This is a genomic window from Nocardia suismassiliense (assembly GCF_900269665.1).
GTDB classification, from domain to species: domain Bacteria; phylum Actinomycetota; class Actinomycetes; order Mycobacteriales; family Mycobacteriaceae; genus Nocardia; species Nocardia suismassiliense.
Window position 1 is genome coordinate 6,469,221 of the sequence record NZ_LT985361.1, and the last position, 22,180, is coordinate 6,491,400.

At 65.5% G+C, this 22,180-nt stretch carries 23 protein-coding genes and 1 pseudogene; 5 read left to right on the plus strand and 19 right to left on the minus strand.

Going from position 1 to position 22,180, the window contains the following annotated elements:
- Positions 1–49: 49 nt before the first annotated feature.
- The 6 genes from DBO33_RS28630 to DBO33_RS44800 all read right to left on the minus strand — a co-directional run bounded on the left by DBO33_RS28630 (position 50) and on the right by DBO33_RS44800 (position 4,328).
- Positions 50–490 carry a DUF4189 domain-containing protein gene (locus DBO33_RS28630; RefSeq protein WP_107657847.1) on the minus strand — a complete coding sequence of 147 codons (441 nt, stop codon included), beginning with the start codon at positions 488–490 and terminating at the stop codon, positions 50–52.
- A 166-nt stretch (positions 491–656) separates the two neighbouring features.
- Complete coding sequence (locus DBO33_RS28635) at positions 657–1,133, minus strand: DUF4189 domain-containing protein (protein WP_234391088.1); 477 nt, start codon at positions 1,131–1,133, stop codon at positions 657–659.
- A gap of 121 nt (positions 1,134–1,254) precedes the next feature.
- Positions 1,255–2,040 (minus strand): ESX secretion-associated protein EspG, encoded by a 786-nt coding sequence (locus DBO33_RS28640; RefSeq protein WP_234391089.1) that lies wholly within the window; start codon positions 2,038–2,040, stop codon positions 1,255–1,257.
- On the minus strand, positions 2,027–3,355 hold the full coding sequence (locus DBO33_RS28645) for a PPE domain-containing protein (RefSeq protein ID WP_107657849.1): 1,329 nt from the start codon (positions 3,353–3,355) through the stop codon (positions 2,027–2,029). Before DBO33_RS28645 ends, DBO33_RS28640 begins: the two co-directional genes overlap by 14 nt.
- The gene (locus tag DBO33_RS28650; RefSeq protein WP_159080579.1) at positions 3,352–3,663 is read right to left on the minus strand and encodes a hypothetical protein; all 312 of its coding nucleotides are present in this window, start codon (positions 3,661–3,663) and stop codon (positions 3,352–3,354) included. The genes DBO33_RS28645 and DBO33_RS28650 overlap by 4 nt, the downstream gene beginning before the upstream one ends.
- A gap of 83 nt (positions 3,664–3,746) precedes the next feature.
- Positions 3,747–4,328, minus strand: coding sequence for a DUF3558 domain-containing protein (locus tag DBO33_RS44800; RefSeq protein WP_107657851.1), 582 nt, complete (start codon positions 4,326–4,328; stop codon positions 3,747–3,749).
- 503 nt (positions 4,329–4,831) lie between these two features.
- On the opposite strand from DBO33_RS44800, the gene DBO33_RS28660 reads away from it, so the two are divergent.
- Positions 4,832–5,863, plus strand: coding sequence for a type IV toxin-antitoxin system AbiEi family antitoxin domain-containing protein (locus DBO33_RS28660; protein ID WP_159080581.1), 1,032 nt, complete (start codon positions 4,832–4,834; stop codon positions 5,861–5,863).
- A 76-nt stretch (positions 5,864–5,939) separates the two neighbouring features.
- Here DBO33_RS28660 and DBO33_RS28665 read toward each other — a convergent pair whose 3' ends face one another.
- From DBO33_RS28665 to DBO33_RS44805, 4 genes and pseudogenes are all read right to left on the minus strand, one after another.
- The gene (locus tag DBO33_RS28665) at positions 5,940–6,449 is read right to left on the minus strand and encodes a DUF3558 domain-containing protein (protein ID WP_107657853.1); all 510 of its coding nucleotides are present in this window, start codon (positions 6,447–6,449) and stop codon (positions 5,940–5,942) included.
- Positions 6,446–8,905 (minus strand): TPR repeat region-containing protein, encoded by a 2,460-nt coding sequence (locus tag DBO33_RS28670; protein ID WP_159080582.1) that lies wholly within the window; start codon positions 8,903–8,905, stop codon positions 6,446–6,448. The genes DBO33_RS28665 and DBO33_RS28670 overlap by 4 nt, the downstream gene beginning before the upstream one ends.
- A complete protein-coding gene (locus tag DBO33_RS28675; RefSeq protein WP_107657855.1) occupies positions 8,898–9,164 on the minus strand; it encodes a hypothetical protein in 267 nt (88 codons plus the stop codon). The genes DBO33_RS28670 and DBO33_RS28675 overlap by 8 nt, the downstream gene beginning before the upstream one ends.
- Before the next feature lie 196 nt (positions 9,165–9,360).
- Positions 9,361–9,441, minus strand: a pseudogene (locus tag DBO33_RS44805) (metal-sulfur cluster biosynthetic enzyme); the annotation flags it as partial.
- A 92-nt stretch (positions 9,442–9,533) separates the two neighbouring features.
- Here DBO33_RS44805 and DBO33_RS28680 point away from each other — a divergent pair.
- The gene (locus tag DBO33_RS28680; protein ID WP_159080583.1) at positions 9,534–9,761 is read left to right on the plus strand and encodes a hypothetical protein; all 228 of its coding nucleotides are present in this window, start codon (positions 9,534–9,536) and stop codon (positions 9,759–9,761) included.
- Positions 9,762–9,945: 184 nt separating this feature from the next.
- On the opposite strand, the gene DBO33_RS28685 is transcribed toward DBO33_RS28680, so the two are convergent.
- The 9 genes from DBO33_RS28685 to DBO33_RS28730 all read right to left on the minus strand — a co-directional run bounded on the left by DBO33_RS28685 (position 9,946) and on the right by DBO33_RS28730 (position 18,450).
- Complete coding sequence (locus DBO33_RS28685; protein WP_107657857.1) at positions 9,946–10,314, minus strand: metal-sulfur cluster assembly factor; 369 nt, start codon at positions 10,312–10,314, stop codon at positions 9,946–9,948.
- The gene (gene sufU, locus DBO33_RS28690) at positions 10,311–10,778 is read right to left on the minus strand and encodes a Fe-S cluster assembly sulfur transfer protein SufU (protein WP_107657858.1); all 468 of its coding nucleotides are present in this window, start codon (positions 10,776–10,778) and stop codon (positions 10,311–10,313) included. Before sufU ends, DBO33_RS28685 begins: the two co-directional genes overlap by 4 nt.
- A gap of 3 nt (positions 10,779–10,781) precedes the next feature.
- Entirely contained in the window at positions 10,782–12,035 is a 1,254-nt protein-coding gene (locus tag DBO33_RS28695) for a cysteine desulfurase (RefSeq protein WP_107657859.1), read from the minus strand.
- Positions 12,036–12,037: 2 nt separating this feature from the next.
- Positions 12,038–12,814, minus strand: coding sequence for a Fe-S cluster assembly ATPase SufC (gene sufC / locus DBO33_RS28700; RefSeq protein WP_107657860.1), 777 nt, complete (start codon positions 12,812–12,814; stop codon positions 12,038–12,040).
- Positions 12,815–12,850: 36 nt separating this feature from the next.
- Positions 12,851–14,059 carry a Fe-S cluster assembly protein SufD gene (sufD, locus tag DBO33_RS28705; protein ID WP_107657861.1) on the minus strand — a complete coding sequence of 403 codons (1,209 nt, stop codon included), beginning with the start codon at positions 14,057–14,059 and terminating at the stop codon, positions 12,851–12,853.
- Complete coding sequence (sufB, locus tag DBO33_RS28710; protein WP_107657862.1) at positions 14,059–15,495, minus strand: Fe-S cluster assembly protein SufB; 1,437 nt, start codon at positions 15,493–15,495, stop codon at positions 14,059–14,061. Before sufB ends, sufD begins: the two co-directional genes overlap by 1 nt.
- A complete protein-coding gene (locus tag DBO33_RS28715; RefSeq protein ID WP_107657863.1) occupies positions 15,492–16,295 on the minus strand; it encodes a helix-turn-helix transcriptional regulator in 804 nt (267 codons plus the stop codon). The genes sufB and DBO33_RS28715 overlap by 4 nt, the downstream gene beginning before the upstream one ends.
- A 355-nt stretch (positions 16,296–16,650) precedes the next feature.
- Complete coding sequence (locus tag DBO33_RS28725; RefSeq protein ID WP_107657865.1) at positions 16,651–17,670, minus strand: zinc-dependent alcohol dehydrogenase; 1,020 nt, start codon at positions 17,668–17,670, stop codon at positions 16,651–16,653.
- Between the two features lie 27 nt (positions 17,671–17,697).
- The gene (locus DBO33_RS28730) at positions 17,698–18,450 is read right to left on the minus strand and encodes a TetR/AcrR family transcriptional regulator (protein ID WP_107657866.1); all 753 of its coding nucleotides are present in this window, start codon (positions 18,448–18,450) and stop codon (positions 17,698–17,700) included.
- 105 nt (positions 18,451–18,555) lie between these two features.
- Between DBO33_RS28730 and mptB the strand changes: the two genes are divergently transcribed.
- The 3 genes from mptB to DBO33_RS28745 all read left to right on the plus strand — a co-directional run bounded on the left by mptB (position 18,556) and on the right by DBO33_RS28745 (position 22,029).
- A complete protein-coding gene (mptB, locus tag DBO33_RS28735) occupies positions 18,556–20,238 on the plus strand; it encodes a polyprenol phosphomannose-dependent alpha 1,6 mannosyltransferase MptB (RefSeq protein WP_107657867.1) in 1,683 nt (560 codons plus the stop codon).
- 73 nt (positions 20,239–20,311) lie between these two features.
- Complete coding sequence (locus tag DBO33_RS28740) at positions 20,312–21,241, plus strand: ABC transporter ATP-binding protein (RefSeq protein ID WP_107657868.1); 930 nt, start codon at positions 20,312–20,314, stop codon at positions 21,239–21,241.
- Positions 21,238–22,029 (plus strand): ABC transporter permease, encoded by a 792-nt coding sequence (locus tag DBO33_RS28745; protein ID WP_107657869.1) that lies wholly within the window; start codon positions 21,238–21,240, stop codon positions 22,027–22,029. Before DBO33_RS28740 ends, DBO33_RS28745 begins: the two co-directional genes overlap by 4 nt.
- The last annotated feature ends 151 nt before the right edge of the window (positions 22,030–22,180 follow it).

Genomic DNA, 22,180 nt, shown 5'->3' on the forward strand with positions numbered 1-22,180 from the left:
GCACGCTCGCTGAGTGTCCGGGGACTCGCCCGGACACTCAGCGGCGGAACTATTCGGCGTTCGCGGTGCAGTGGGTGGTGCCCGCGATCCGCGCGGTGTCCGGTGCCGAGCTGCCGAAATTCAGTGGCGGCGGGCCGAATGCGGCGATGGCCGCCCGTTCCGCCTCGGCCCGGGTGGCGCCCGTGCCGCCGAGGTAGCGACCGTCGCGTTCCGCGATGGCGCCGCATCCGTTGACGAATCGCACGATGATCGTGCAGTTCGTCGCGCCGTCCTCGCGGCAGTCCGCCAGTGCGGCCGCGTCGGCTTCCGCCCAGTTCGGGTAATCCCACGCCGTCGAGACCGACGCGCCTCCCGACTGCACCGAGATCGCCTTCGACCCGTAGAACGAGCCGTCCGAGCCGGGCTCGGCGGTGGCCGATCCCGCACTCGCCGCGACGAAAGCCGCGGCCGCGCACAGGCCGAGGGCAGCCTTGCCCGATAGAGACATCATGATCCTCCCCGAGAAGAAATAGGTTTCGGCTCAGAGCATGGAGCATCGCATCCGATATGTCCAAATCTTTGACTATCCGGATGGCGCTTGAAATGCACAGGCACACAGAGTCATTCGAAATGAAATCCTCGGGGCCGACCGGACTACATCAGAGTTGCGCCGAGCCTCAGCTCGCGTTCTTCGTGCACGAGGAGAGCGCGATGCTCGCCGCCCGCGGCGAAGCACTCCCGAAATCAGGGAACGGCGGCGCACTCTCACCGAGCTTGGCGATAGCCAACCGCTCCGCCTCCGCCCGCGTCGGCGCCCAGTCCGCCGCGAACTGCCCGTCGGCGCCCCGCGCCACGGCCGCACAACCATTCGCGAACCGCACCATGATCTTGCAGTCCCAGACCGCGCAGTCCCGGATCGCCGCCGCATCCGCCGCCACGTACGACGGATGATCGACCGCCTCGACCACCTTTCCCGCCCCCGGCGAAACAGCGAGCGTCCCATAATAATTGCCCGCAGCATGCGCCGAGCCGACCACGGTGAGCGCTGCGGCGGATGTCAGCACCGCACCCAGCGCGGCCCTATTCAGAAGTGACACAGTAATCCCCGTCTCGAGAAAGTTGACGCGACGCTGATCATCGCCGAGCGCGGCCACCGTGTCCAGTATTTCGTTGCGGCCCTTAAGGATCGCGGTACCGCAGCGCATGGTTTTGAACCCGTCGCCCGGCGCACCCATCCGTTCTACGGGGACTGTTCCGTCACCCCAGGCGTTCCAACTACCATGACTGCCGCAATGATTCGTCGTGCTCGCGGTCTTCGCGGTAATAACGCTGCGTGAGAGCGGCCAGGCGATTGATCTCCGCCACCATGGCGTCGCCGTCCATCGGGCGGGCCACGATCGGGTCACCGGTTCTGACGTAGTAGCGGCCGTCCGGGTAGTCCATCCACCAGAACGCGCGACCGAACGTCGGGCGCGAGTCGACGGCGGCACCCGGCGACACCGTGATCTCACCGAGCCCGAGGCGTTCCCGTTTGAACAGGCGATCCAGTTGCTCGGCCAGGCCGAGCCCGCCCGACGACCGCATCGTCCGGTCCCGATCCGCCGCCACCTCGGCCCGGCGCACTTCGATCGATGCCGCGGTGCCCGCCGACGTATCCGGCAGCGCGGCGACGAGCAGAGCGGCGGCACCGCTGGCTGGGCCGTACCTCATGATCACATCGGCCCCGGTGTCAGCGGCTCGCCCAGGAAGCTGCGTGAGGGTGGTCGCTGCCGAACCGTTGACCGCGGCGTGAAAACGTAAGATCCGCGCCAGATCTGGGCCGTCGAATCCCTTCGACTCGATCCGCACCTCCGGCTCCAGCAGCACGGCGAGTGCACGTTCCAACTCGAGCGAATGCCTCCCGAGCAGCGCATCGACCGCGGCTTCCTGCTGCCGCACGAGATCATCGAAATCGACGGCATCCGGACGGAATTGCAGCGGGTAAGGCAGACGGTCCCGGCCGTAGGCGGACAGCAGCAGCTGGAACTCGAGACCGCTGAAGCGCCAATTATCCACTGTCACCGCCGATTACCGGTGGGACCGCCTTCGGCAGCGAGTCCAAACCGGTGACCTCTTCGCCATGTTCTCTGGTGATCAGATAATCCTTGGTGCCGGAAGTTTGCTCGTCGTCCTTACGCTGCCCCGCCGCACCCGGCGCCATACCGCCCGGCGCTCCCGCAGTGCCCCGCTGCGCACTGCTCGCATTGGATGCGGCGGCGGCCGCCGGGGTAACGCCGGGCTGCTGCGGTACACCGGGGATGCTGCGTCCCAGATTCGGCGGCGCGGTGTGGGTGCCGGGGACCCCGGTGGGACGACCTGAGGTCGTGCCAGGCGAACCTGGACTCGGGCGCGTCGGCGAGCTCGGTGTCCCCGTACCGGTCGGCGACGGGCTCGTGGTGCCCGGCACGTTCGTCGTGGGATTTGTACCGGTCGGTGCCTGTGTGGTCGGGTTCGCCTGCGGCGTAGCAGGATTCGCCGTAGGCGAGGTCGTCGAAGCCGGTGTGGTCGACTCCGGATTCACACCGGCCGGTTGCGTGCCCGGCGTCGAATTACCAGCCTCCGAAGGTTGATTGCTCGGCTGTCCACTCGTCGCCTTGTCCGGCGCTGCGCTGGGGTCGCCATTGGCCTCCGTCCCCTGTGGTCCGGAAGGCATCGGACCGGACGACGGCGTGACCGGCCCCTGCGGGTTGCTCACCAGAGTCGGCGCGGGCGGAATGATCGGCACACCGTGATCAGTCTGATTCGCCACCTGCCAATACACCGACTGCAGAATCCGCTTGGCCTCTTCCCTGGCCTCCTCGGCGGAATAGTCCCCCGCCTTCATCACGCCGTCCTGCGGAAGGGTCTTGCCTTTGGGATCCGGCGCCTCGGTGACTCCCGGCATCAGCGTCTGCGTTTGATGCAGACCGGTGTACATCTCGGTGAGCTTGAAATACAGCAGATGCGCTGCAGTGGTCAGCTCCCCCGCGCCTGCACTGTACTTCTGCACCGCCTCAGCGGCTTTGGTCGCAGCCTGCCCCGACCACCCACCGGCGATGGTCCGCTGCACACTCGCATTGAACGTCTCGGTCGTATCCCGAAACGCCGTACCAATCTTGAACCACGCCTCAGCAGCCTGCAGCACGTTCCCCGGCTTCATCGCCGCCACCCGCTGAACCAAGTCCTCCAACGGCAGCGTCTCGAACAGCGCAAGATCCTCGTTGGTGATCTTCGGCGGCTCGAATCCCCCGTTGAACTGTTCGTTACCGATGTTCGTCACCGTGTAGGTCGCCGCGCGGTCCTTGTTCCACTGCTCCTGCGCGGCAATGATTTTGGCCCGGTACTCGTCGTAGGTCATGAGGGGAAGTCGATTCCGGCGAGGTTGTCGGCGTTGGATTGGTCGAGGGAGTGGTAGTTCTCGATGGCTTTGGCGAAGACTTGCTTCATGAGCATCACTTCATCGATGTGCTCTTTGATTCGGTTCTGGATCGAGTCCTCCCCGGTCGAGCCCTTCAGCGTGAACTTCTCCTCGAGCACCATGCCCGACGGGAAACCACCAAACCCGGAAATGACCGCTACGTCACGCGCGGTACGCAGAATTGCTTCCAAATTGTCGATGTTTCGGTCACAGTCCTGGGCAAGTCCGTTACCTACGTCGGGTGCCAATCGGAGCTCCCCAGCGTTAGCAGAGTCGAGTAACGCCTGCCACTTCGATCCACTCGCTTCAACCATGGAACGACCCCCTAGTTCTACGGCAGATACTTCGCCAGCTCAGTCGCATGCCTGCCAGCGACTACACACGGATCCTCTTGGAGCGGTTCGCTGTACCGGCCGAGCACGTCGAATATGACTGTCCCCCTGGGCACTTCGACTGCCACACCGCATCCGAGATGATCATTGTCGCTTGCGAGCTTGAACTGAACCGCTTGACGACCATCGATGCCCAATGCCTTGATATCTGTGAAATCCTTCCGGCCTCGAACCTCTTGAAGGGTCGGAGAGCCCGCGAAGATGCTCGCGCTGTACCAACGCGCCGACGCTCGCCAATTGCAGACTTTCCATCCCTCGAAGTCCACGCCAGCGGCACCCTTCTTCTTGCTGTCCGGATCGAGCCCGGTCGATCGCAAAACGTCCGGCGAGAGGGTGCACGGATCCCAAGGGGCATTGTCTGTCGCAGGTGACGTCTGTGCCGAAGTACCAACGCCGACCGACGTGCTCGTAACACCAGCACTGGTAGGCGTCCCATTCGAACTGTCCTGACAACCAACCAGCACCATCACAACACCAACCGCAAGCCCCACAGCGCGGCCAACACTCCCCCTGCTCTTCATCGCACCCTTCCCAAACCAGAGTTCACCACTGGAACGTCCCAGTTGAGCCTGGACAATCTGGACTCCCCCGCGACCTGCCCAAACCCTACCGCCCGCCAACAACCACCCGCAACGACCACCAACTACCTGGTCGCGTAGCGCCGCGCCACGAAACGAAGCGCTGGTCAGGCCCGCACCGGCGGTGTCGCGGTCAGGCGCCCGACCGCCGCTCGCGCGAGCAGGCTTGGTCGTCCGCAAGGAGCGACGGCGGGTTGTCGCCCGCGATGTCGCCGCGGCATGACAGCACCAGTTGATGCTTCGGTGGAACGCTCCTCAACAGAAACCTCCACCACCTCACGCCTGACCGTCCCATCGAGCAGAGTCATATGGTCGCCAAAAGATCTTGGCCGACAACCATACGACTCTGCTCGATTCGTATCCCCAGACGGGGGACTGTGCACAGGGAAGTTGTTTGGGCTGGCGGAGCCAGAGGATGGGTGCTCGGTTAAGTGATGCTGAGGGGTATGCGGGCACGGTTGGAAAGGTTGCGGGACGGGCAGTTCGGGGTTTTTACAGCGGCGCAGGTTTTGGGCGAGTACACGCAGGCGGAGTTGCGGACTCGGGTGTTGCGTGGTGAGTGGGTGCGGGTCTGTCATGGCGTCTATCGAGAGGCCAGCACGTCGCCGGTGGCGCAGCTTCGTGTCGAAGCGGCGCGCCTGTCAATGGGGTTGCCGACCCTCATCGCCGGGTATGACACAGCCGCCGAGTTGCATGGCTTTTCCGTAATCGACAGTGCAGCGACACACGTGATCGGGAGGCAGCGGTCTCGGTCGAAACAGATAGTGGTGCACCAGGATCGAGTCGACTCTTTGGATCTGGAGTTGGTCAAGGGGACGTTGACGACCAGTCCGGTGCGGACCGCGGTCGATCTGGCGCGAACGCTCGATCGGTTGGACGCATTGGCCACGCTGGACGCCGCACTCCGGGTAGGGCTTTCGCCTGGACGCGTGAGCCACCCGCTGGAATTTTCGCGGCAGGCGATGGACGAAGAAGCCACACGTCACCGCGGACGGCGCGGGCTTCGGCAGGCGGTCGAGCTGATCAGACTTGCGGACGGGCGAGCCGAGTCCCCGATGGAGTCACGCACACGAGTGCGGTGCATCGACGCCGGCTTGCCGTACCCGGAACCGCAAGTGGAGGTTTCGACACCCACTGGACTGCGGCGCCTGGACCTGGGTTGGCGAGAATCCCGAGTAGGGCTGGAATACGACAGTGCTACCTGGCATTCCGGCCGACACGCGGCCGCGCGAGACACCGCCCGCCACAACAGCCTCACCACCCAGGGTTGGACGATCTTCTACGCCACCGCGCTTGACGTCCTCCACCACCCACACCTCTTCACCGAGCCCATCAGGGCCATGCTCGACCGGGCAGCAGGCCGCAGTCCACAACCTGCTTGCCGCAGGTTGCATCGCCGCGAGCCAAATGGTCGCGAGTTGATCATGAGCGGCAACCATTTGACTCTGTTCGATACAACGTCGGGCGTCGACAGATGAGCTCACGCCAGAAAGCGGCGCGAGCGGATTGATGTCGATATTTGTTGCTGCAGAGGCGATCTGAGTTGCTTGTCTTTCAGGCGCCCGGCGGGAGGAGTGGTACCAAGCCTTCAGCCACCGCAGTCACCGTTGGGCATGCCTCGATCGGAGACCTAGGTATCAGACCCAACTCCAATATCCCGCCAGTCATTTCGATATACAGGTTGCAGAATCTCTTCTCTAGTGGTCGCGATAGTATCTTCGCGGCACGCCCGGCTATCTGAATAGATTGAAACGTGTGCGGCGCCCCACGCCCCACCTCCGCCAGCGGGGTGTTGCTGACAAAGATCGTCAGGTCGTAATCGCGACCATTATAGTCGCAACCCCAGTAAATGTAGCCGTCGATCAGGTTGTCTGCGGACTCCGGCTCTGCGCCGAGGTGATGTTCCAACAGGAACTTACTCGGCACCTCGCGACACGGATTGAATACCTCTTCGAAGAGATACTTGGTCGAACTGGTATCGACGGGGCCCTCGTCGCTTGTACATCCGACCATCGACGCGCACAGTAGAGCGGCACCAACTGCTACCCGGAGCGTGCCGATCATTTCGGAGCCACCGACGGCTGGCCAGTCAGCAAGTAGTTGATATCATCGGGCCGTCGAGCTGTGCCGACAATGGAAATGAAAGCATGGTCGTCGGCATAGCTTTCGGTAAACTCAATCAAGTTTCGGTCTGTGAGGAACTGGTTCAACACAGCTTTTCCGGGCGGGGCGAGGAAGGGAGTGACACCGATCGGCTTACCATCGGAACCCACGTACTCTGCAGGAAGTTGCCCCTGGGCGTGCAGTGTGTTGAACAGCTGCTCGAGAACCCGCTTCTTGGCTTCGCTCGTCGCCTGCAAACCTTCCGGGTAGGTGGGATACGTTCGTTCGGGTTCGGGGTTGAACTTCTCCATAGCGGCGTCGTAGCCCGCGTCCTTGGCGACCTCGAGTACTTGATTACCGACGACGCTGATCGGCGTGCGACCTGGTGCCTCCAGATTGTCCAGTGTCAGCCCCTTGATGATGTCACCAACCTTCTGGCGCATCTCATAGGTGTCCTGCTTTTCAGCGAATTCCTTTTCACTAACCTTTTCTGCTTGAAAAGTAAGTGCGTTCAACGATTGGTTGGTGATTCGCCCGTCGAGGCCGGCTAGGTCCGCCGCGTGAACCTCGAGCCACCTTTGCGGGTTTCCACCACCTTCGGTAACTGCACGCTCCAACATATCGGCTTCGTACGCCTGCCGAGCAAACTCGAGAGTGAATCTGCCGCCCTCGGATTGGCTGGCCAAGAATAGAAGCCGGTCGGCTTCGATCGCCTTGAACATGACGCTGGGCTGATCCCCTGGCACCATGGGATTGTCAACGATGACGGTTTCCACCGGATCTCGGCTCACGAACGTATCGATGTTGTTCGCCATCACCTGCGAAAGCCCGTCCGCCAGCTTCGGATTCGTAACGAACGCCTTCGCACTGTCCTCGAAGACAGTCTTGCCGTCACCTTCCTTCAGCTTCGGCCGCCCGGAATCCTCGTCCTTCTCCTCCGGCGCAAAGATGTTCGGCAACTCCGCCAACGCCTGCTTGGCCATCACCCCATCCTGCCCCGGCTTATCGGTCCCATCCGCGATCCACTCATACAACCCAGCAGCGGTCTTACCGTCATCAGCCCACTCGTGCTGGAAGATCGAGGCCGTGAACTTGTCCCGGTCGAAGGGCTCCGGATTGTAGTGCTCACCCGCCCCGAAGGAGAGATCACCCGGGATGTCCTGACCCGTAACGGGATCCTTGCCCGTCAGTAGCGCGTAGCTGGATTCGGTGTTGCGCGTGCTTGTTTCGAGGAACTGCTGGCTCGCGTTCTCCACCTTGTCGAGGTCGCCCTGATTGAAGCCGAGTGGATTACCGTTCCAGTCCCTCTTGCCGTATTCCACGTACTCAGCGAGGCTGGCGCTCTGCCTGCCCAGTTCGATCCCCATGGTTTGGCCCGGCTCGTAGCCGGGATTGGCCTGAGTCAGCAGTTCGGCGAGCGCGGCTTGCTGGAGCATCCGGTCCCGGACCGGGAGCTGCCGGTCCATATCCATCTCGTCGCGCTCTTCGAAGCGACCGGAGATCAGCTCACGCAGACCATCGGGAAGATTGGCGTAGGAACCCTTCTTCTCACCGGAGCCGACGCGCTCGTTCGACACCACCATCAGCGAGTTGGCGAGGTTGTCGCGCTTCTGCGCCGCGACAGGGTCACCGGCTTGCTCGCGGGCCGCGAGGCGTTCGTTCAACGCGAGGATGCCGTCCTTGCCAGCTTCCTGATACAGCGCCTTGTAGTAGTCCTGCACGCTGGCAGGAACGGTGCTCACCTCTTCACCGGCGGCCAGTCGCCGCAATTCCTCGGGACTGAGAACATGTTCGGGCATGTCGCCGGCGATCTGGTCGAGCAATGCCATATCCCTGGTCCGGGCGGCTTCCGACAATGCCTTGCCGTCTTGGCGGCCGAAACGGGAAGCCTGGTTGTCGGCGTCGGCGACGTCGAGGCTCGAGCCGAGCAGGTCGCCGGCCGACCTGATTTCCAGTGCTTGGTCGCCGACCTGTTTGGCCAGGTTCTCGACGGCGTCGCGGAACGGGAAGAACGCGCCGTTTAGGGATTCCTGGTGTGCGCGAATGACATCGGCTTCGACGCCTTCTTTGTCCAGCACCTTCCAGGCATCGTCGACAACCAGCTGGGCCGCCCGCGCATCGTTCAACCGAGCCAGCAGAGTGGCGTGATAAGCGGCCACCGTGCTCGCACCGTTGGTCGCGATATCGATCAACTCATCGATCTCGTAGCCGAGCTTCTTGCCCTGCTCATGGTCCTGACCAACCCTGTTGTAAGCGGCGTCGTAGGCGACACCCTGCCAGTCCTGACGGACTTCGTCGAAGTGGCGGCGGGCGAAATCCAGCCGCTCCATCATGAGCGTCCGCGACTGACCGAGCTGGGTGACCCACGCCGTCAGTGCACCGAGATCCCAGCGTTCGACCTCGCCGGGGCTAAGCACGGTGCACATCCATACCGTGCAGCAGGTCGGCGAATTGGGTATCGCTGACCTGGAGGTTGTTGGCCGCGTCCGTGGATTTGTTCGCGACGTCGCGCATCCGTTCGGCGACGCGCAGATACGCACCCTCGACGAACTCGGCCGCCAATTCGATGGCGCGGGGAATGTCGGACCCGGGCAGGGCGGCATTCAACCCTGCGGCCCCGGTTCGGACGTCGATATTGTCGATCTCCGTGCCCACCCGCGCCAGTTTGTCTGCCATGGCACGGATCTGGTCTATGTCAGCTTTTAACAAACCCCCGACCCCTCTGCTCAGCGAACTGGGTTGCATCGTAACAGGATTGGGGCGCAGCCAGGCCTAACGGAGCTCGGTCCGACGGGTGATAAAACGGCCGCCTCGATGACAGCCCCTGCTGCCAGGAGCGCCTCGACAGGCGGCCGTTCGTAGCGCAGTGCGGTCAGACAGTGAAACCGAGGGCGCGCAGCTGTTCGCGACCATCTTCGATGGTCTTGTCCGGACCCCACTGCGGCATACACACCGGACTCATTGAGTAACGTCCACCTCGGGGGCCAACTAGGGATCCTCCGGACGATCTGCTCAGCCGACTGCTCGAATGCGAAGGGATGAATGATGGCGCTCTACGCGGAGATTCAGAAGCTGGACGAAGACAGCGGGCAGGTCCGGTATGGATACACCGATGTCGAGGGCGTGCAGCGGACTCTGCTGCTGGACAAGGCGGCGGAGACGATCATCCTTGAAAGCGGTTCCGAGGACATGCTTTATCGGGCTGTGGCACGGAAGATCGCCTCAGCATGGGTGAACGGTCTGGTACCCGACCACATGATCGTGCAGTCGTAAGGCAGCCGCGGCCAGAAGGCAGCAAGACATTGTCGAAGGCCGCACGCCCCAAAAGAATCGGCACGCAGATGCCTGACCGAGGGCGGTCAAAACATAGCTTCGGCAATAACGAAAACGGCCGCCTCGATGGCAGCCCCTGTTACCAAGGGCACCTCGACAGACGGCCGTTCGTAGCGAAGTGCGGTCAGACGGTGAAACCCAGCGCGCGGAGCTGTTCACGACCATCTTCGGTGATCTTGTCCGGCCCCCACGGCGGCATCCACACCCAGTTGATCTTGAGATCATCGACGAGCCCGCTGCGAACCAGCGCGTTGCGGGACTGATCTTCGATGACGTCGGTGAGGGGGCAGGCGGCGGAGGTGAGGGTCATGTCGAGGATCGCTACCTCGTCCTGCACGGACAGTCCGTAGACCAAGCCGAGGTCGACCACGTTGATGCCGAGTTCGGGGTCGACGACGTCACGCATCGCCTCCTCGAGGTCCTCCAGGCGCTTGATGTCTTCGGCGGACAGCTCGACCTGTTCGGCTGTCTCGGTTGCCGGTGTGTCTGTCATGGCTGGTCCCCATTCTTGGATTCTTCTGCCGAGGTTATCCGGACCACCGCGTCTTTGAACGCCATCCATCCGAGCAATGCGCATTTGACCCGCGCGGGGTATTTGGAGACGCCGACGAAGGCGATGCCGTCGCCGATCATGTCCTCGTCACCCTCGATGGTGCCGCGGCTGGAGATCATCTCGTTGTAGGAGTCGACCACCTTCAGCGCCTGCTGCACGGGCAGGCCGATCACCTGGTCGGTGAGGACCGAGGTGGATGCCTGGCTGATCGAGCAGCCCTGGCCGTCGTAGGAGACGTCGGCGATGTCGCCCTTGTCATCGAGCTGGACGCGCAGGGTGACCTCGTCGCCGCAGGTCGGGTTCACGTGGTGCACTTCGGCACCGTACGGTTCCCGCAGCCCGCGGTGATGCGGGTGCTTGTAGTGGTCCAGGATCACTTCCTGGTACATCTGCTCCATGCGCATGTCTTATGCAACTCCGAAGAAGCTCTGAGCCTTCCGCACGGCCGCGACCAGTGCGTCGACCTCGTCGAGGGTGTTGTAGGCGGCGAACGAGGCGCGGGCGGTGGCGGCCACGCCCAACCGGCGCATCAGCGGCCACGCGCAGTGGTGACCGACCCGCACCGCGACACCTTCGTCATCGAGAATCTGCCCGACGTCGTGGGCGTGGATGCCGTCCACCACGAACGACACCGCGCCACCGCGGTCGACGTTGTCGGTGGGCCCGACGATCCGCACGCCGTCGATCGCACCCAGACCGGTCAGCGCGGCCTCGACCAATGCGTGTTCGTGGTCCGCGACGGCCTGCATGCCGAGCGCTTCGAGATACCGCACGGCGGCGCCGAGCCCGACCACCTGCGAGGTCATCGGCACGCCCGCCTCGAACCGCTGCGGCGGCGCGGCGAAGGTGCTGCCCTCCATGGTGACGGTCTCGATCATCGAGCCACCGGTGATGAACGGCGGCGTCTCCGCGAGAATCGCGCGACGGCCGTACAGCACGCCGACACCGGACGGACCGAACATCTTGTGTCCGGAGAACGCGGCGAAATCGACGCCGAGCGCGCGGAAGTCCACCGGCATGTGCGGCACCGACTGGCAGGCGTCGAGCACGGTCAGCGCACCGACCGCCTTTGCGCGGCGCACCATTTCGGCGACATCGGTAATCGCACCGGTCACGTTGGACTGATGGGTGAACGCGACAACCTTTGTGGCAGGCGACAATTCGAGCGAATCGAGATCGATCCGGCCGTCGTCGGTCACGCCGTACCACTTGAGTGTCGCGCCGGTGCGACGCGCAAGCTCTTGCCACGGAACGAGATTCGCGTGATGTTCGAGCTCGGTGATGACGATCTCGTCGCCGGGCCCCACGTGGTACGGAAACCGGTCGTCGGCGAACGAGTAGGTCACCAGGTTCAGCGACTCGGTCGCGTTCTTGGTGAACACGATCTCGTCGGCGTCCACCCCGACGAACCGGCCGATGACGGCGCGCGCGTCCTCGTAGGCGTCGGTCGCCTCCTCCGCGAGCTGATGCGCGCCGCGGTGCACCGCCGAGTTGTGCGTGGTCAGGAACTCACGTTCCGCGTCGAGCACGGCGAGCGGTCGCTGCGAGGTGGCGCCGGAGTCCAGGTACACCAACGGTTTCCCGTCCCGAACCGTGCGGCTCAGGATCGGGAAGTCGGCCCGGATGCGGGCCACGTCGAGTGCGGGGACCGTGGCGGTCATAGTCAGGCTCCTGCGGTCGCAGACTGAGTGAAACGGACGTAGCCGTTGGCGTCGAGTTCGTCGGCGAGCTCCGAGCCGCCCTCGGCGACGATGCGGCCTGCCACGAAGACGTGCACGAACTCCGGCTGGATGTAGCGCAGGATGCGGGTGTAGTGCGTGATCAGCAGCACGCCACCGTTCTCGCGCTCCTTGTAGCGGTTCACACCCTCGGAGACGATGCGCAGCGCGTCGACGTCCAGGCCGGAGTCGGTCTCGTCCAGGATGGCGATCTTCGGCTTGAGCAGGCCGAGCTGCAGGATCTCGTGCCGCTTCTTCTCGCCACCGGAGAAGCCCTCGTTGACGTTGCGCTCGGCGAAGGCCGGGTCGATCTCCAGCTCGGCCATCGACTCCTTGACTTCCTTGACCCAGTGCCGCAGCTTGGGCGCCTCGCCGCGCACGGCGGTGGCGGCGGTCCGCAGGAAGTTGGAGGTGGAGACGCCGGGGACCTCGACCGGGTACTGCATGGCCAGGAACAGGCCGGCGCGGGCCCGCTCGTCGACCGACATCGCGAGCACGTCCTCGCCGTCGAGGGTGATCGAGCCGGAGGTCACCGTGTACTTGGGGTGGCCGGCGATCGCGTACGACAGGGTCGACTTGCCGGAGCCGTTGGGGCCCATGATGGCGTGCGTCTCACCGGACTTGATGGTGAGGTCGACGCCCTTCAGGATCTTGATGGGCTCGCCGGACGCGTCCGGGTTGGCGACCTCGACGTGCAGGTCCTTGATCTCCAGGGTGGTCATCGAATTCGAGTTCCTTTGCAGGGGTAAGTGAGTGGTTCAGACACCGACAGCGGCGAGTTCGGCCTCGATGGCCGACTCCAGCCGCTCCCGGATCTCCGGGACCGCGATCTTCTGGATGATCTCCTGGAAGAAGCCGCGCACCACCAGGCGTCGCGCCACGTCCTCCGGGATGCCACGGGCACGCAGGTAGAACAGCTGCTCGTCGTCGAAACGTCCGGTCGCCGAGGCATGTCCGGCGCCGGCGATCTCGCCGGTCTCGATCTCCAGGTTCGGCACCGAGTCGGCGCGGGCGCCGTCGGTGAGCACCAGGTTGCGGTTCACCTCGAAGGTGTCGGTGCCTTCGGCGGCGGCGCGGATCAGCACATCGCCGACCCACACGGTCCGCGCGTCACCCTTCGGGGAGTCCGGATCACCTTGCAGCGCACCCTTGTACAGCACGTTCGACTTGCAGTTCGGCTGCGAGTGGTCGACCAGCAGCCGCTGCTCGAAGTGCTGCCCGGCATCGGCGAAATAGAGTCCGAGCAGTTCGGCGTCGCCGCCGGGGCCCGCGTAGCGCACGGTTCCGGTGAGGCGAACCAGGTCGCCGCCGAGGGTGACGGCGATGTGCCGCAGCGTGGCGTCGCGGCCGAGCAGCGCGTGGTGCGCGGTGGCGTTCACCGTGTCGTCGGCCCAGTCCTGCACCGCGACGACGGTGAGCTTCGCGCTGTCACCGAGCACGAATTCCACGTTCTCGGCGTAGGTTCCGCTGCCGCGCTGGTCGATGACCACGGTGGCGGCGGCGAAGTTGCCGAGCCGGATCTGCAGGTGGCCGTAGGCGGTCTTGCCCGCGCCGGGGCCGGTGACCGTGACGACGACCGGTTCGGCGACCTCGGTCTCCGCGCCCACCGACACCACGGTGGCCGACTCGAAGCCCGAGTACGCCTGCGCCGCAACACGATCCGCGGGCGTGCCCGCGGTACCGAGGCGCGCGTCGTCGCGGCCGACGGTCTCCACCTGGATACCCTCGACCGAGCTGACCTCTACCGTGGCCTGCCCGTCACGCACCGCGGAACCGTCGTGCAGACCGCGCAGCCGACGCAGCGGCGTGAACCGCCACTCCTCGTCCCGGCCGGACGGGATCTCGAAGGCGTTCACATCGAACGAGGTGAACACCTCGCCCTTGTTGATCGCGGCGCCCGCGCCGGGGTTCTGAATCGGCTTCGAGGGGTTCTCGCCCTCGACCGCGCCAATGACACCTGTCGCCATCAGCCGACGGCTCCTTCCATCTGCAGCTCGATGAGCCGGTTCAGTTCCAATGCGTATTCCATCGGCAGTTCCTTGGCGATGGGCTCGACGAAGCCGCGCACCACCATGGCCATCGCCTCGTCCTCGGTCATGCCGCGGCTCATCAGGTAGAACAGCTGGTCCTCGGAGACCTTGGAGACGGTCGCCTCGTGCCCCATCGTCACGTCGTCCTCGCGGATGTCGACGTAGGGGTAGGTGTCCGAGCGGCTGATCGTATCGACCAGCAGCGCATCGCATTTCACGGTCGACTTGGAGCCGTACGCGCCCTTGTTCACCTGAACCAGGCCGCGGTAGGAGGCCCGGCCACCGCCGCGCGCCACCGACTTGCTGATGATGTTCGAGGAGGTGTGCGGCGCCAGGTGCAGCATCTTCGCGCCGGTGTCCTGGTGCTGGCCCTCGCCGGCGAACGCCACCGAGAGCACCTCGCCACGGGCGTACTCGCCGGTCATCCAGACCGCCGGGTACTTCATGGTGACCTTGGAGCCGATGTTGCCGTCGACCCACTCCATGGTCGCGCCCGCCTCCGCCTTGGCCCGCTTGGTGACCAGGTTGTAGACGTTGTTCGACCAGTTCTGGATGGTGGTGTAGCGGCAGCGGCCGCCCTTCTTCACGATGATCTCGACCACCGCGGAGTGCAGCGAGTCGGACTTGTAGATCGGCGCGGTGCAACCCTCGACGTAGTGCACGTAGGCGTTCTCGTCGACGATGATCAGGGTGCGCTCGAACTGGCCCATGTTCTCGGTGTTGATCCGGAAGTAGGCCTGCAGCGGGATGTCGACGTGCACGCCCGGCGGCACGTAGATGAACGAGCCACCCGACCACACGGCGGTGTTCAGCGCGGAGAACTTGTTGTCGCCCGCGGGGATCACCGAGCCGAAGTACTGCTGGAAGATCTCCGGGTGTTCCTTCAACGCCGTGTCGGTGTCGAGGAAGATGACGCCCTGCTTCTCCAGATCCTCACGGATGGAGTGGTAGACGACCTCGGACTCGTACTGCGCCGCGACACCGGAGACCAGGCGCTGCTTCTCCGCCTCCGGGATGCCGAGCTTGTCGTAGGTGTTCTTGATGTCCTCGGGCAGGTCGTCCCAGGTGGCTGCCTGCTTCTCGCTGGAGCGCACGAAGTACTTGATGTTGTCGAAGTCGATGCCGTCGAGGTTGGAGCCCCAGTTCGGCATGGGCTTGCGATCGAAGATGCGCAGGGCCTTGAGGCGGATGTCGAGCATCCAGTCCGGCTCACTCTTCTTGGCCGAGATGTCGCGGACAACCGCCTCGGACAGGCCTCGTTGCGCGCTGGCTCCGGCCACATCCGAATCGGCCCAGCCGTAGCCGTATTTACCCAGTGACGCGATGGTCTCTTCCTGAGTGAGCGGCTGCACCTGGTCGGTGGTTGTCGTCATTCGGCACTCCTTCCGGAGTCGTTCGTTCGAAGTGCTGCGGGCTGTGCAGCGGTTTCTGGTGAAGTTTTCTTGGTGATCGGCAGGACGAGCAGCGGCACGTGCGTGGTGCACGCGCAGTCGCCGTTGGCGATGGTGGCCAGGCGCTGCACGTGGGTGCCGAGCAGGTCACGGAACGCCTCGAGTTCCGCCTCGCACAACTGCGGGAATTCCTCCGCGACGTGTGCGACCGGGCAGTGATGCTGGCAGATCTGCACGCCGGTGCCCACCTTGCGGGTGGAGGCGGCGAAACCGGCGTCGGTGAACGCGTCCGCGATCTCCTCGGCCTTGGCCTCGGTGCGCTGCGGCGTGTGCTCCTCGACCGGTGCGATCCCGGCCACGATAGTCCTGGCTCGTTTCCTGGCGAACTCGGTGATGGCCTGTTCGCCGCCGATCTCGCCGAGCTGGCGGATCGCCGCGCCTGCCAGATCGTCGTAGGCATGACCCAGTTGGCCACGACCCGCAGCGGTGAGCTGGTACTGCTTGGCGGGACGGCCGCGACCCTTCTGCTGCCACGGCGCGGACCGGCTGGCCCGAGCCTGACCGGAGTCGATCAGGGCGTCGAGGTGGCGCCGCACCCCGGCCGGGGCGAGCCCCAGCGTCGTTCCGATGGCCGTCGCGGTGATCGGCCCCTCCGCCAGCAGCAGCTGAACGATGGCCGCGCGGGTGTGCCCCTCCGCGACGGTCGTGGACGCAGCAGACGACCCGGTGCCGGCCTTACGACCAGCCCTTTCGTCTTCGCTCCGCAAACCCACGGTTTTCACAACATCAGTGTGGCGGAATTCCTTCCCGAAATCTAATAAGGGTGCCCTGAGTTCTCGGGCCTCGTGACCTGCGTAGACCGCTGATCCGGGGTGCTGAAGAACGAGAGGGGCGGTGCCGTGATGTTGCGAAACGGGCTCACCGCAGGCTCATATTTAAGCTGAGTCTTCACACGACCGCTCGCATGGCCTCTGACCTGCGAAATAACCGCGTACTCCGCAGACGCCATGGCATGCGAGCAGTTCGCCTGCCGCGGACCAAGCACCCGCGCGACGGACGCTGCGATGATCTTCTCGGCACACATTCGGTCCAGTGCGTTACATCACATCTGTCGATCCGACTATCCCGCCAGACCCCTCAGCGGACGGCTACGAGCTTCAGCGGCGTCTCCACCAGAGCCTCCACCGCCTCGTCCCAGTTTGCTGTCCGGGTGGTTACCAGCGACGGATCGAACTTCCCTGTGGCTACCAGCTCCAGCACCTCGGGGATGACGGGACGGGCGTGCGCGCGACCGGTGTGGAACGTGCAGCAGCGCGAATACATCTGAAAGATCGGCAGTGGCACATCGGTGAGCTGGACGCTCACGCTGGTGCACCAGCCGTCGTAGGTGGTGGCGTCGATCGCGGCGCGCAGCGCTTTGGCACCGCCCGCGGATTCGACGGTGATCGGGAACCGGCCGACGCGCGCATCGCGCGGACCTTCGATCGTCTCGGCCCCCAACGACCTCGCGATCTCCAGCCGCTCGACGGAGTTGTCCAGGTAAACGACCCGGGACGCGTTCAGCGCGACCGCTAGTCCTGCGGCATACAGGCCGATGGACGGCGCCGCGGGACCACCGATGACCAGCACCTCGGCACCGGGATGGTCGGCGAGCTGCGGGCCGACGGCCCGGTAACCATCGGGGATGTTGTCGCTCGCACTGGCGACGGCGACCGCATCGACCCCTGGCGGCAGCGGCACGAGCATGGCGTCCGCATGCGGGATCAGCGTGAGATCGGCCCAGAGCCCACCCCAGTCCAAGCCACCGAGGGGGCCGAGACCGAAGGTGGACAACGGTGGATGGCTCGTGCAGTTGCCGGTGCGCCCACGCAAGCAGGAAGCGCAGGTGCCGCAAGAGATTTGGAACGGCACCACCACCCGGTCGCCCACCGCGACGGCACGCACGTCGTCCCCGATCGCGACCACCTCGGCGACCCCTTCGTGCCCGAACGGGTACGGACCCGGCAACGGGAAGGTGCCGCGCAGCACCGCCGGATCGATATCGCAGGTGGCCAGCGCGATCGGGCGAACCAACGCCTGATCCGGCTGCGTGAGCACGGGTTCCGGGTGCTCTTCCCAGCGCAACTCGCCGGGACCGGTCAACATCAGACGCTGCATCCTTCCAGTGTCGATAGAACGTTCTTTCTAGTCAACACCCGGCGCGGGATTTTGTTGCTCGGCAACAACTTCCGGAATATTTTCGGTCGATGCCGCGGCCGCGGCCACCACGCTCGCGTCGACGTCGGGTTGCGCGGGCTCCACCGCGGGCATGCACGCGTCGATATCCGACGAGCCCGTGCCCGTCGCACCCGTGGTCGTCTTCGGCAGCCCCGCCTCGGTGAATGTCACCCGGATCAGCCGTTCCATCGCCACCGCCACCGTGCGCAGCGGTGCGTCCGAGCGCCGCACCCTGGCCAGCATGGTTGCGCCCTCGTACGCGGCGACCACCGTCGTGGCCAGCTCCCCCGCGTCCTGAGCGGACAGCCCCAATTCGGCGAGCATGCCTGCGAACGCCTGCTCCATCGCGTCGAACGCCGCAGCGCAGGCGGCGCGGATCGCCTCGACATCGCTGGCACCGTCCAGTGCGGGGGTGCCGATCGGGCAGCCGTCGTCCCAGTCCGAGCCGGCCAGTTTGCCGACCATGAAGTCGAACAGGGTTGCCGTGGTGGCGAAGACATCGGTCGGCGCCTGCCGGATCATCCGCCCGGCCGCCGTGCCCGTTCCGGTGATAGCGGCGACCGCGATCTCCTCCTTGCCACCCGGAAAGTGGTGGTAGATAGAGCCATACGGCAAGCCCGCCGCCTCGCTCAACGCCTTCAGACCGAACCCGTGATACCCGTGCTGTGCGAGCAGCCCGCACGCGGCGCGCTCGATCCGCCGCCTGGACTCCGAAACCATATGTCCGATTGTGCCCTCGGTCGGCGACGCTTCCGATCGGAACGAGCAGGCCCGTCCAGGGCTGTGACAGGACTGTGGCGGGGCGCGCACACTACGCTTCGTCTCGTGGCGGTACTGGAGGGCGCGCGGCGCAGAACACTGGCATTCGGGCGCCGAGCACTCGGGTTGGACGCACCGGCCGCCGATCACACGATCGCGGTCCTGCACCAGGACGAATCCGAGGTGCCCGGGCTCGATCGCAAAGAGCTGGTCCAGCTCGACCGGATCCGGCTGATGGGCGCGACCGGGACGGTGCTGATGGCGATCAGCGCTCTCGGCATCGGTGCGCAACCGGTGCATCAGAATCCGACCTCGGGCGTCCGGGTGCTCGGCATCTTCGCCCGCGCGCACACCGGCTCGCTCGCCATGTGCATGACCGGCACGGTCGTGGTGGTGCTCGCCTGGCTGCTGCTCGGCCGCTTCGCGGTCGGCGGCTTCGGCGGCGCGCCACGCCACCGGCTCAGCCGCTCCCAGCTCGACCGAACCCTGCTGGTCTGGATCATTCCGCTCAGCGTCGCGCCGCCGCTGTTCAGCAACGACGTGTATTCCTATCTGGCGCAGAGCGAGATCGCGGCCCGCGGCATCGACCCCTATCAGGAGGGGCCGGTCGACGGGCTCGGCATCGACAACGTGCTGACCAACAACGTGCCGACCATCTGGCAGAAAACACCGGCACCCTACGGTCCGCTGTTCTTATGGATAGGTCGCGGCATCGCCGAACTCACCGGCGACAACATCATTCTCGGTGTCTGGGTGCATCGCGCGCTCGCGATCGCAGGCGTCGCGCTGATCGTGTGGGCGCTGCCGCGGTTGTCCCAGCGCTGCGGGGTCGCGCCGGTCAGCGCGCTGTGGCTCGGCGCGGCCAACCCGCTGGTGCTGTTCCATCTGGTCGGGGGCGTGCACAACGATGCGCTGATGCTCGGCCTGATGCTGGCGGGCATGGAGCTGTGCCTGCGCGCGATCGAGGACATCCATCCGTTCGACGGACGGGCCTACGCCTGGTTGATCGGCGGGGCGATCCTCATATCGCTGTCGTCGGCGGTCAAACTCACCTCGATCATCGCGCTCGGTTTCGTCGGGATGGCGTTGGCCCGCAGGTGGGGATTCAGCCTGCGCACGGTCGCCGTGGCCGCGGCACTACTCGGCGCGATCGCGCTCAGCACAACGCTTTTCATCGGTTCGGTGAGCGGGCTGGGCTTCGGGTGGATCCACACCCTGAATGTCGCCAATGCCGTGCGCAGCTGGATGTCGGTGCCGACCGTGCTCGGCATCATCACCGGATTCGGCGGGGTGCTGCTCGGGCTGGGCGACCACACCACCGCGCTGCTCAGCATCACCCGGCCGATCGCCGCGGTGGTCGCCGGGTTCCTCGCCCTGCGCATGCTCGTCGCGACCGGCATCGGACGGCTGCACGCGGTCGGCGCGCTCGGTGTCGCGCTGGGCGCCATCGTGCTGCTGTTCCCGGTGGTCCAACCCTGGTACCTGCTGTGGGCGATCGTGCCGCTGGCCGCCTGGGCCACCCGGCCCGTCTTCCGCGTTCCCGCCGTGACGTTCTCGGCGATCGTCAGCGTCATCCTGATGCCGCGCGGCGCCGACCTGGAGGTCTTCCAGATCGTCGGCGCCGCCATCGCCACCGTCATCGTCGCCGTGCTGTTCATCGTGATCACCCGTAACAAACTGCCGTGGCGTGGCCAGGAGGGGGTGTCGGCTCCGTCACAGGTGGCTACCTCTTACGGTGTGAGGTCGTGAGCGAGCGAAGCGAGCGAACCATCGGCGCAGCCCCGGAGGGCACGGCGGAGCCGAGCGCCAGCGAGGTGCAGTCGTGACCTCCCACGGACTTGCCGTTCGCGTCGAGGGTGTCGTCAAGCGCTACGACGAGACCACGGCGGTCGACGGTTTGAGCTTCGATGTCGAACGAGCGCAGGTGCTCGCGCTGCTCGGTCCGAACGGGGCGGGCAAAACCACCACGGTCGAAATGTGCGAGGGGTTCGTGACTCCCGACGCCGGGTCGGTGCGGGTGCTCGGCCTGGATCCGATCGCCGATTCCGATCGGCTGCGGCCGCGCATCGGGGTCATGTTGCAAGGCGGTGGCGCGTATCCGGGCGCGAAGGCGGGCGAGATGCTCGATCTGGTCGCCGCCTACTCCGCCGATCCGCTGGATCCGGACTGGTTGCTGCGCACGCTCGGTCTGCAGGACAACCGCGGTACGCCGTATCGCAGGCTCTCCGGCGGCCAGCAGCAGCGGCTCGCGCTGGCGTGTGCGCTGGTCGGCAAGCCGGAGATCGTGTTCCTGGACGAGCCCACCGCTGGACTGGACGCGCAGGCGCGGCTCATCGTGTGGGAGCTGATCGACGCGTTGCGCCGCGACGGCGTGACCGTGCTGCTCACCACGCACCTGATGGACGAGGCCGAGCAGCTCGCCGACCAGCTGGTGATCATCGATCACGGCCGGATCGTCGCCTCCGGCACGCCCGCCGAGGTGACCGCGCACGGCGCCGCCGGGCAGCTACGCTTCTGTGCCCCACCGAAACTCGATCTGGAGCTGCTGAAATCGGCGCTACCGGAGGGTTTCTCGCCACGGGAGACCACCCCCGGCACGTATCTGGTGGAGGGCGAGATAAATCCGCAGGTGCTCGCCACGGTGACCGCCTGGTGTGCGCGAGTGAACGTGCTGGCCACCGATATTCGCATCGATCAGCGCAGGCTCGAAGACGTCTTCCTGGAACTCACCGGACGGGATCTACGCGGATGACTCAGCCCGACCTGACCGCCAACCGCTTCACCCCGGGCACCTTCGCCCCCGACCCGCGGCCGAGCTCGCGCGCCGCGATGATGCTCGCGCAGACGCGGCTCGAGCTGATCCTGTTGCTGCGCAACGGGGAACAGCTGCTGCTCACCATGTTCATCCCGATCACGCTGCTGGTCGGCCTGAGCCTGCTGCCGTTCGGCGATCTCGGCGACGACCGGGTGGACAAGATCGTGCCCGCGGTGATGATGGTGGCGGTCATGTCGACCGCGTTCACCGGGCAGGCCATCGCCGTCGGCTTCGACCGCCGCTACGGCGCGCTGAAGCGGCTCGGCGCCACCGCACTCCCCCGCTGGGGCATCATCGCCGGCAAGAGCGCGGCGGTGCTCATCGTCGTTGTGCTGCAGGCGATCCTGCTCGGCGCCATCGGTTTCGCGCTCGGCTGGCGGCCCGAGCCGGCCGGGCTCGCGCTCGGCGCGCTCGTGATCGCGCTCGGCACCGCCACTTTCGCGGCCATGGGACTGCTGCTCGGTGGCACGTTGAAGGCGGAAGTCGTGCTGGCGCTGGCGAACATCCTGTGGTTCGTCATGCTCGGTATCGCCAGCGTGGTGTTCGCGTCCGACGATCTGCCCGCCGCAGTGAATGTGCTTGCCCGCCTGGTGCCGTCGGGCGCGCTGGCGGTCGGTCTGGAGGATGCGATGCGCAGCACCGTCGACTGGTTCGGCATCGCCGTGCTCGCCGCGTGGGGCGCGGTCTCCGGCATCCTCGCCGCCCGCTACTTCCGGTTCCAGTAGACCCGCTCGAACTGCGCACCGCACCGCGAAGCTGCCGACTGCGCTTGCTATCCGGCACCGCCGACACCCCAGCGGCTTAGTTGAGGGACGGCATCTCGACCCCACCCGCTTCGGAGCTGCGTACGACAACTCGCGCATCGCCGACGCCCCG

Bases quoted from the DNA above. Each gene is read 5' to 3' on its own strand.
- DBO33_RS28630 (WP_107657847.1), bottom strand. From the start codon at position 490: ATGATGTCTCTATCGGGCAAGGCTGCCCTCGGCCTGTGCGCGGCCGCG.
- DBO33_RS28645 (WP_107657849.1), bottom strand. From the start codon at position 3,355: ATGACCTACGACGAGTACCGGGCCAAAATCATTGCCGCGCAGGAGCAG.
- DBO33_RS44800 (WP_107657851.1), bottom strand. From the start codon at position 4,328: ATGAAGAGCAGGGGGAGTGTTGGCCGCGCTGTGGGGCTTGCGGTTGGT.
- DBO33_RS28660 (WP_159080581.1), top strand. From the start codon at position 4,832: ATGCGGGCACGGTTGGAAAGGTTGCGGGACGGGCAGTTCGGGGTTTTT.
- DBO33_RS28665 (WP_107657853.1), bottom strand. From the start codon at position 6,449: ATGATCGGCACGCTCCGGGTAGCAGTTGGTGCCGCTCTACTGTGCGCG.
- DBO33_RS28675 (WP_107657855.1), bottom strand. From the start codon at position 9,164: ATGGCAGACAAACTGGCGCGGGTGGGCACGGAGATCGACAATATCGAC.
- DBO33_RS28680 (WP_159080583.1), top strand. From the start codon at position 9,534: ATGGCGCTCTACGCGGAGATTCAGAAGCTGGACGAAGACAGCGGGCAG.
- DBO33_RS28685 (WP_107657857.1), bottom strand. From the start codon at position 10,314: ATGACAGACACACCGGCAACCGAGACAGCCGAACAGGTCGAGCTGTCC.
- sufU (WP_107657858.1), bottom strand. From the start codon at position 10,778: ATGCGCATGGAGCAGATGTACCAGGAAGTGATCCTGGACCACTACAAG.
- DBO33_RS28695 (WP_107657859.1), bottom strand. From the start codon at position 12,035: ATGACCGCCACGGTCCCCGCACTCGACGTGGCCCGCATCCGGGCCGAC.
- sufC (WP_107657860.1), bottom strand. From the start codon at position 12,814: ATGACCACCCTGGAGATCAAGGACCTGCACGTCGAGGTCGCCAACCCG.
- sufD (WP_107657861.1), bottom strand. From the start codon at position 14,059: ATGGCGACAGGTGTCATTGGCGCGGTCGAGGGCGAGAACCCCTCGAAG.
- sufB (WP_107657862.1), bottom strand. From the start codon at position 15,495: ATGACGACAACCACCGACCAGGTGCAGCCGCTCACTCAGGAAGAGACC.
- DBO33_RS28725 (WP_107657865.1), bottom strand. From the start codon at position 17,670: ATGCAGCGTCTGATGTTGACCGGTCCCGGCGAGTTGCGCTGGGAAGAG.
- DBO33_RS28730 (WP_107657866.1), bottom strand. From the start codon at position 18,450: ATGGTTTCGGAGTCCAGGCGGCGGATCGAGCGCGCCGCGTGCGGGCTG.
- DBO33_RS28745 (WP_107657869.1), top strand. From the start codon at position 21,238: ATGACTCAGCCCGACCTGACCGCCAACCGCTTCACCCCGGGCACCTTC.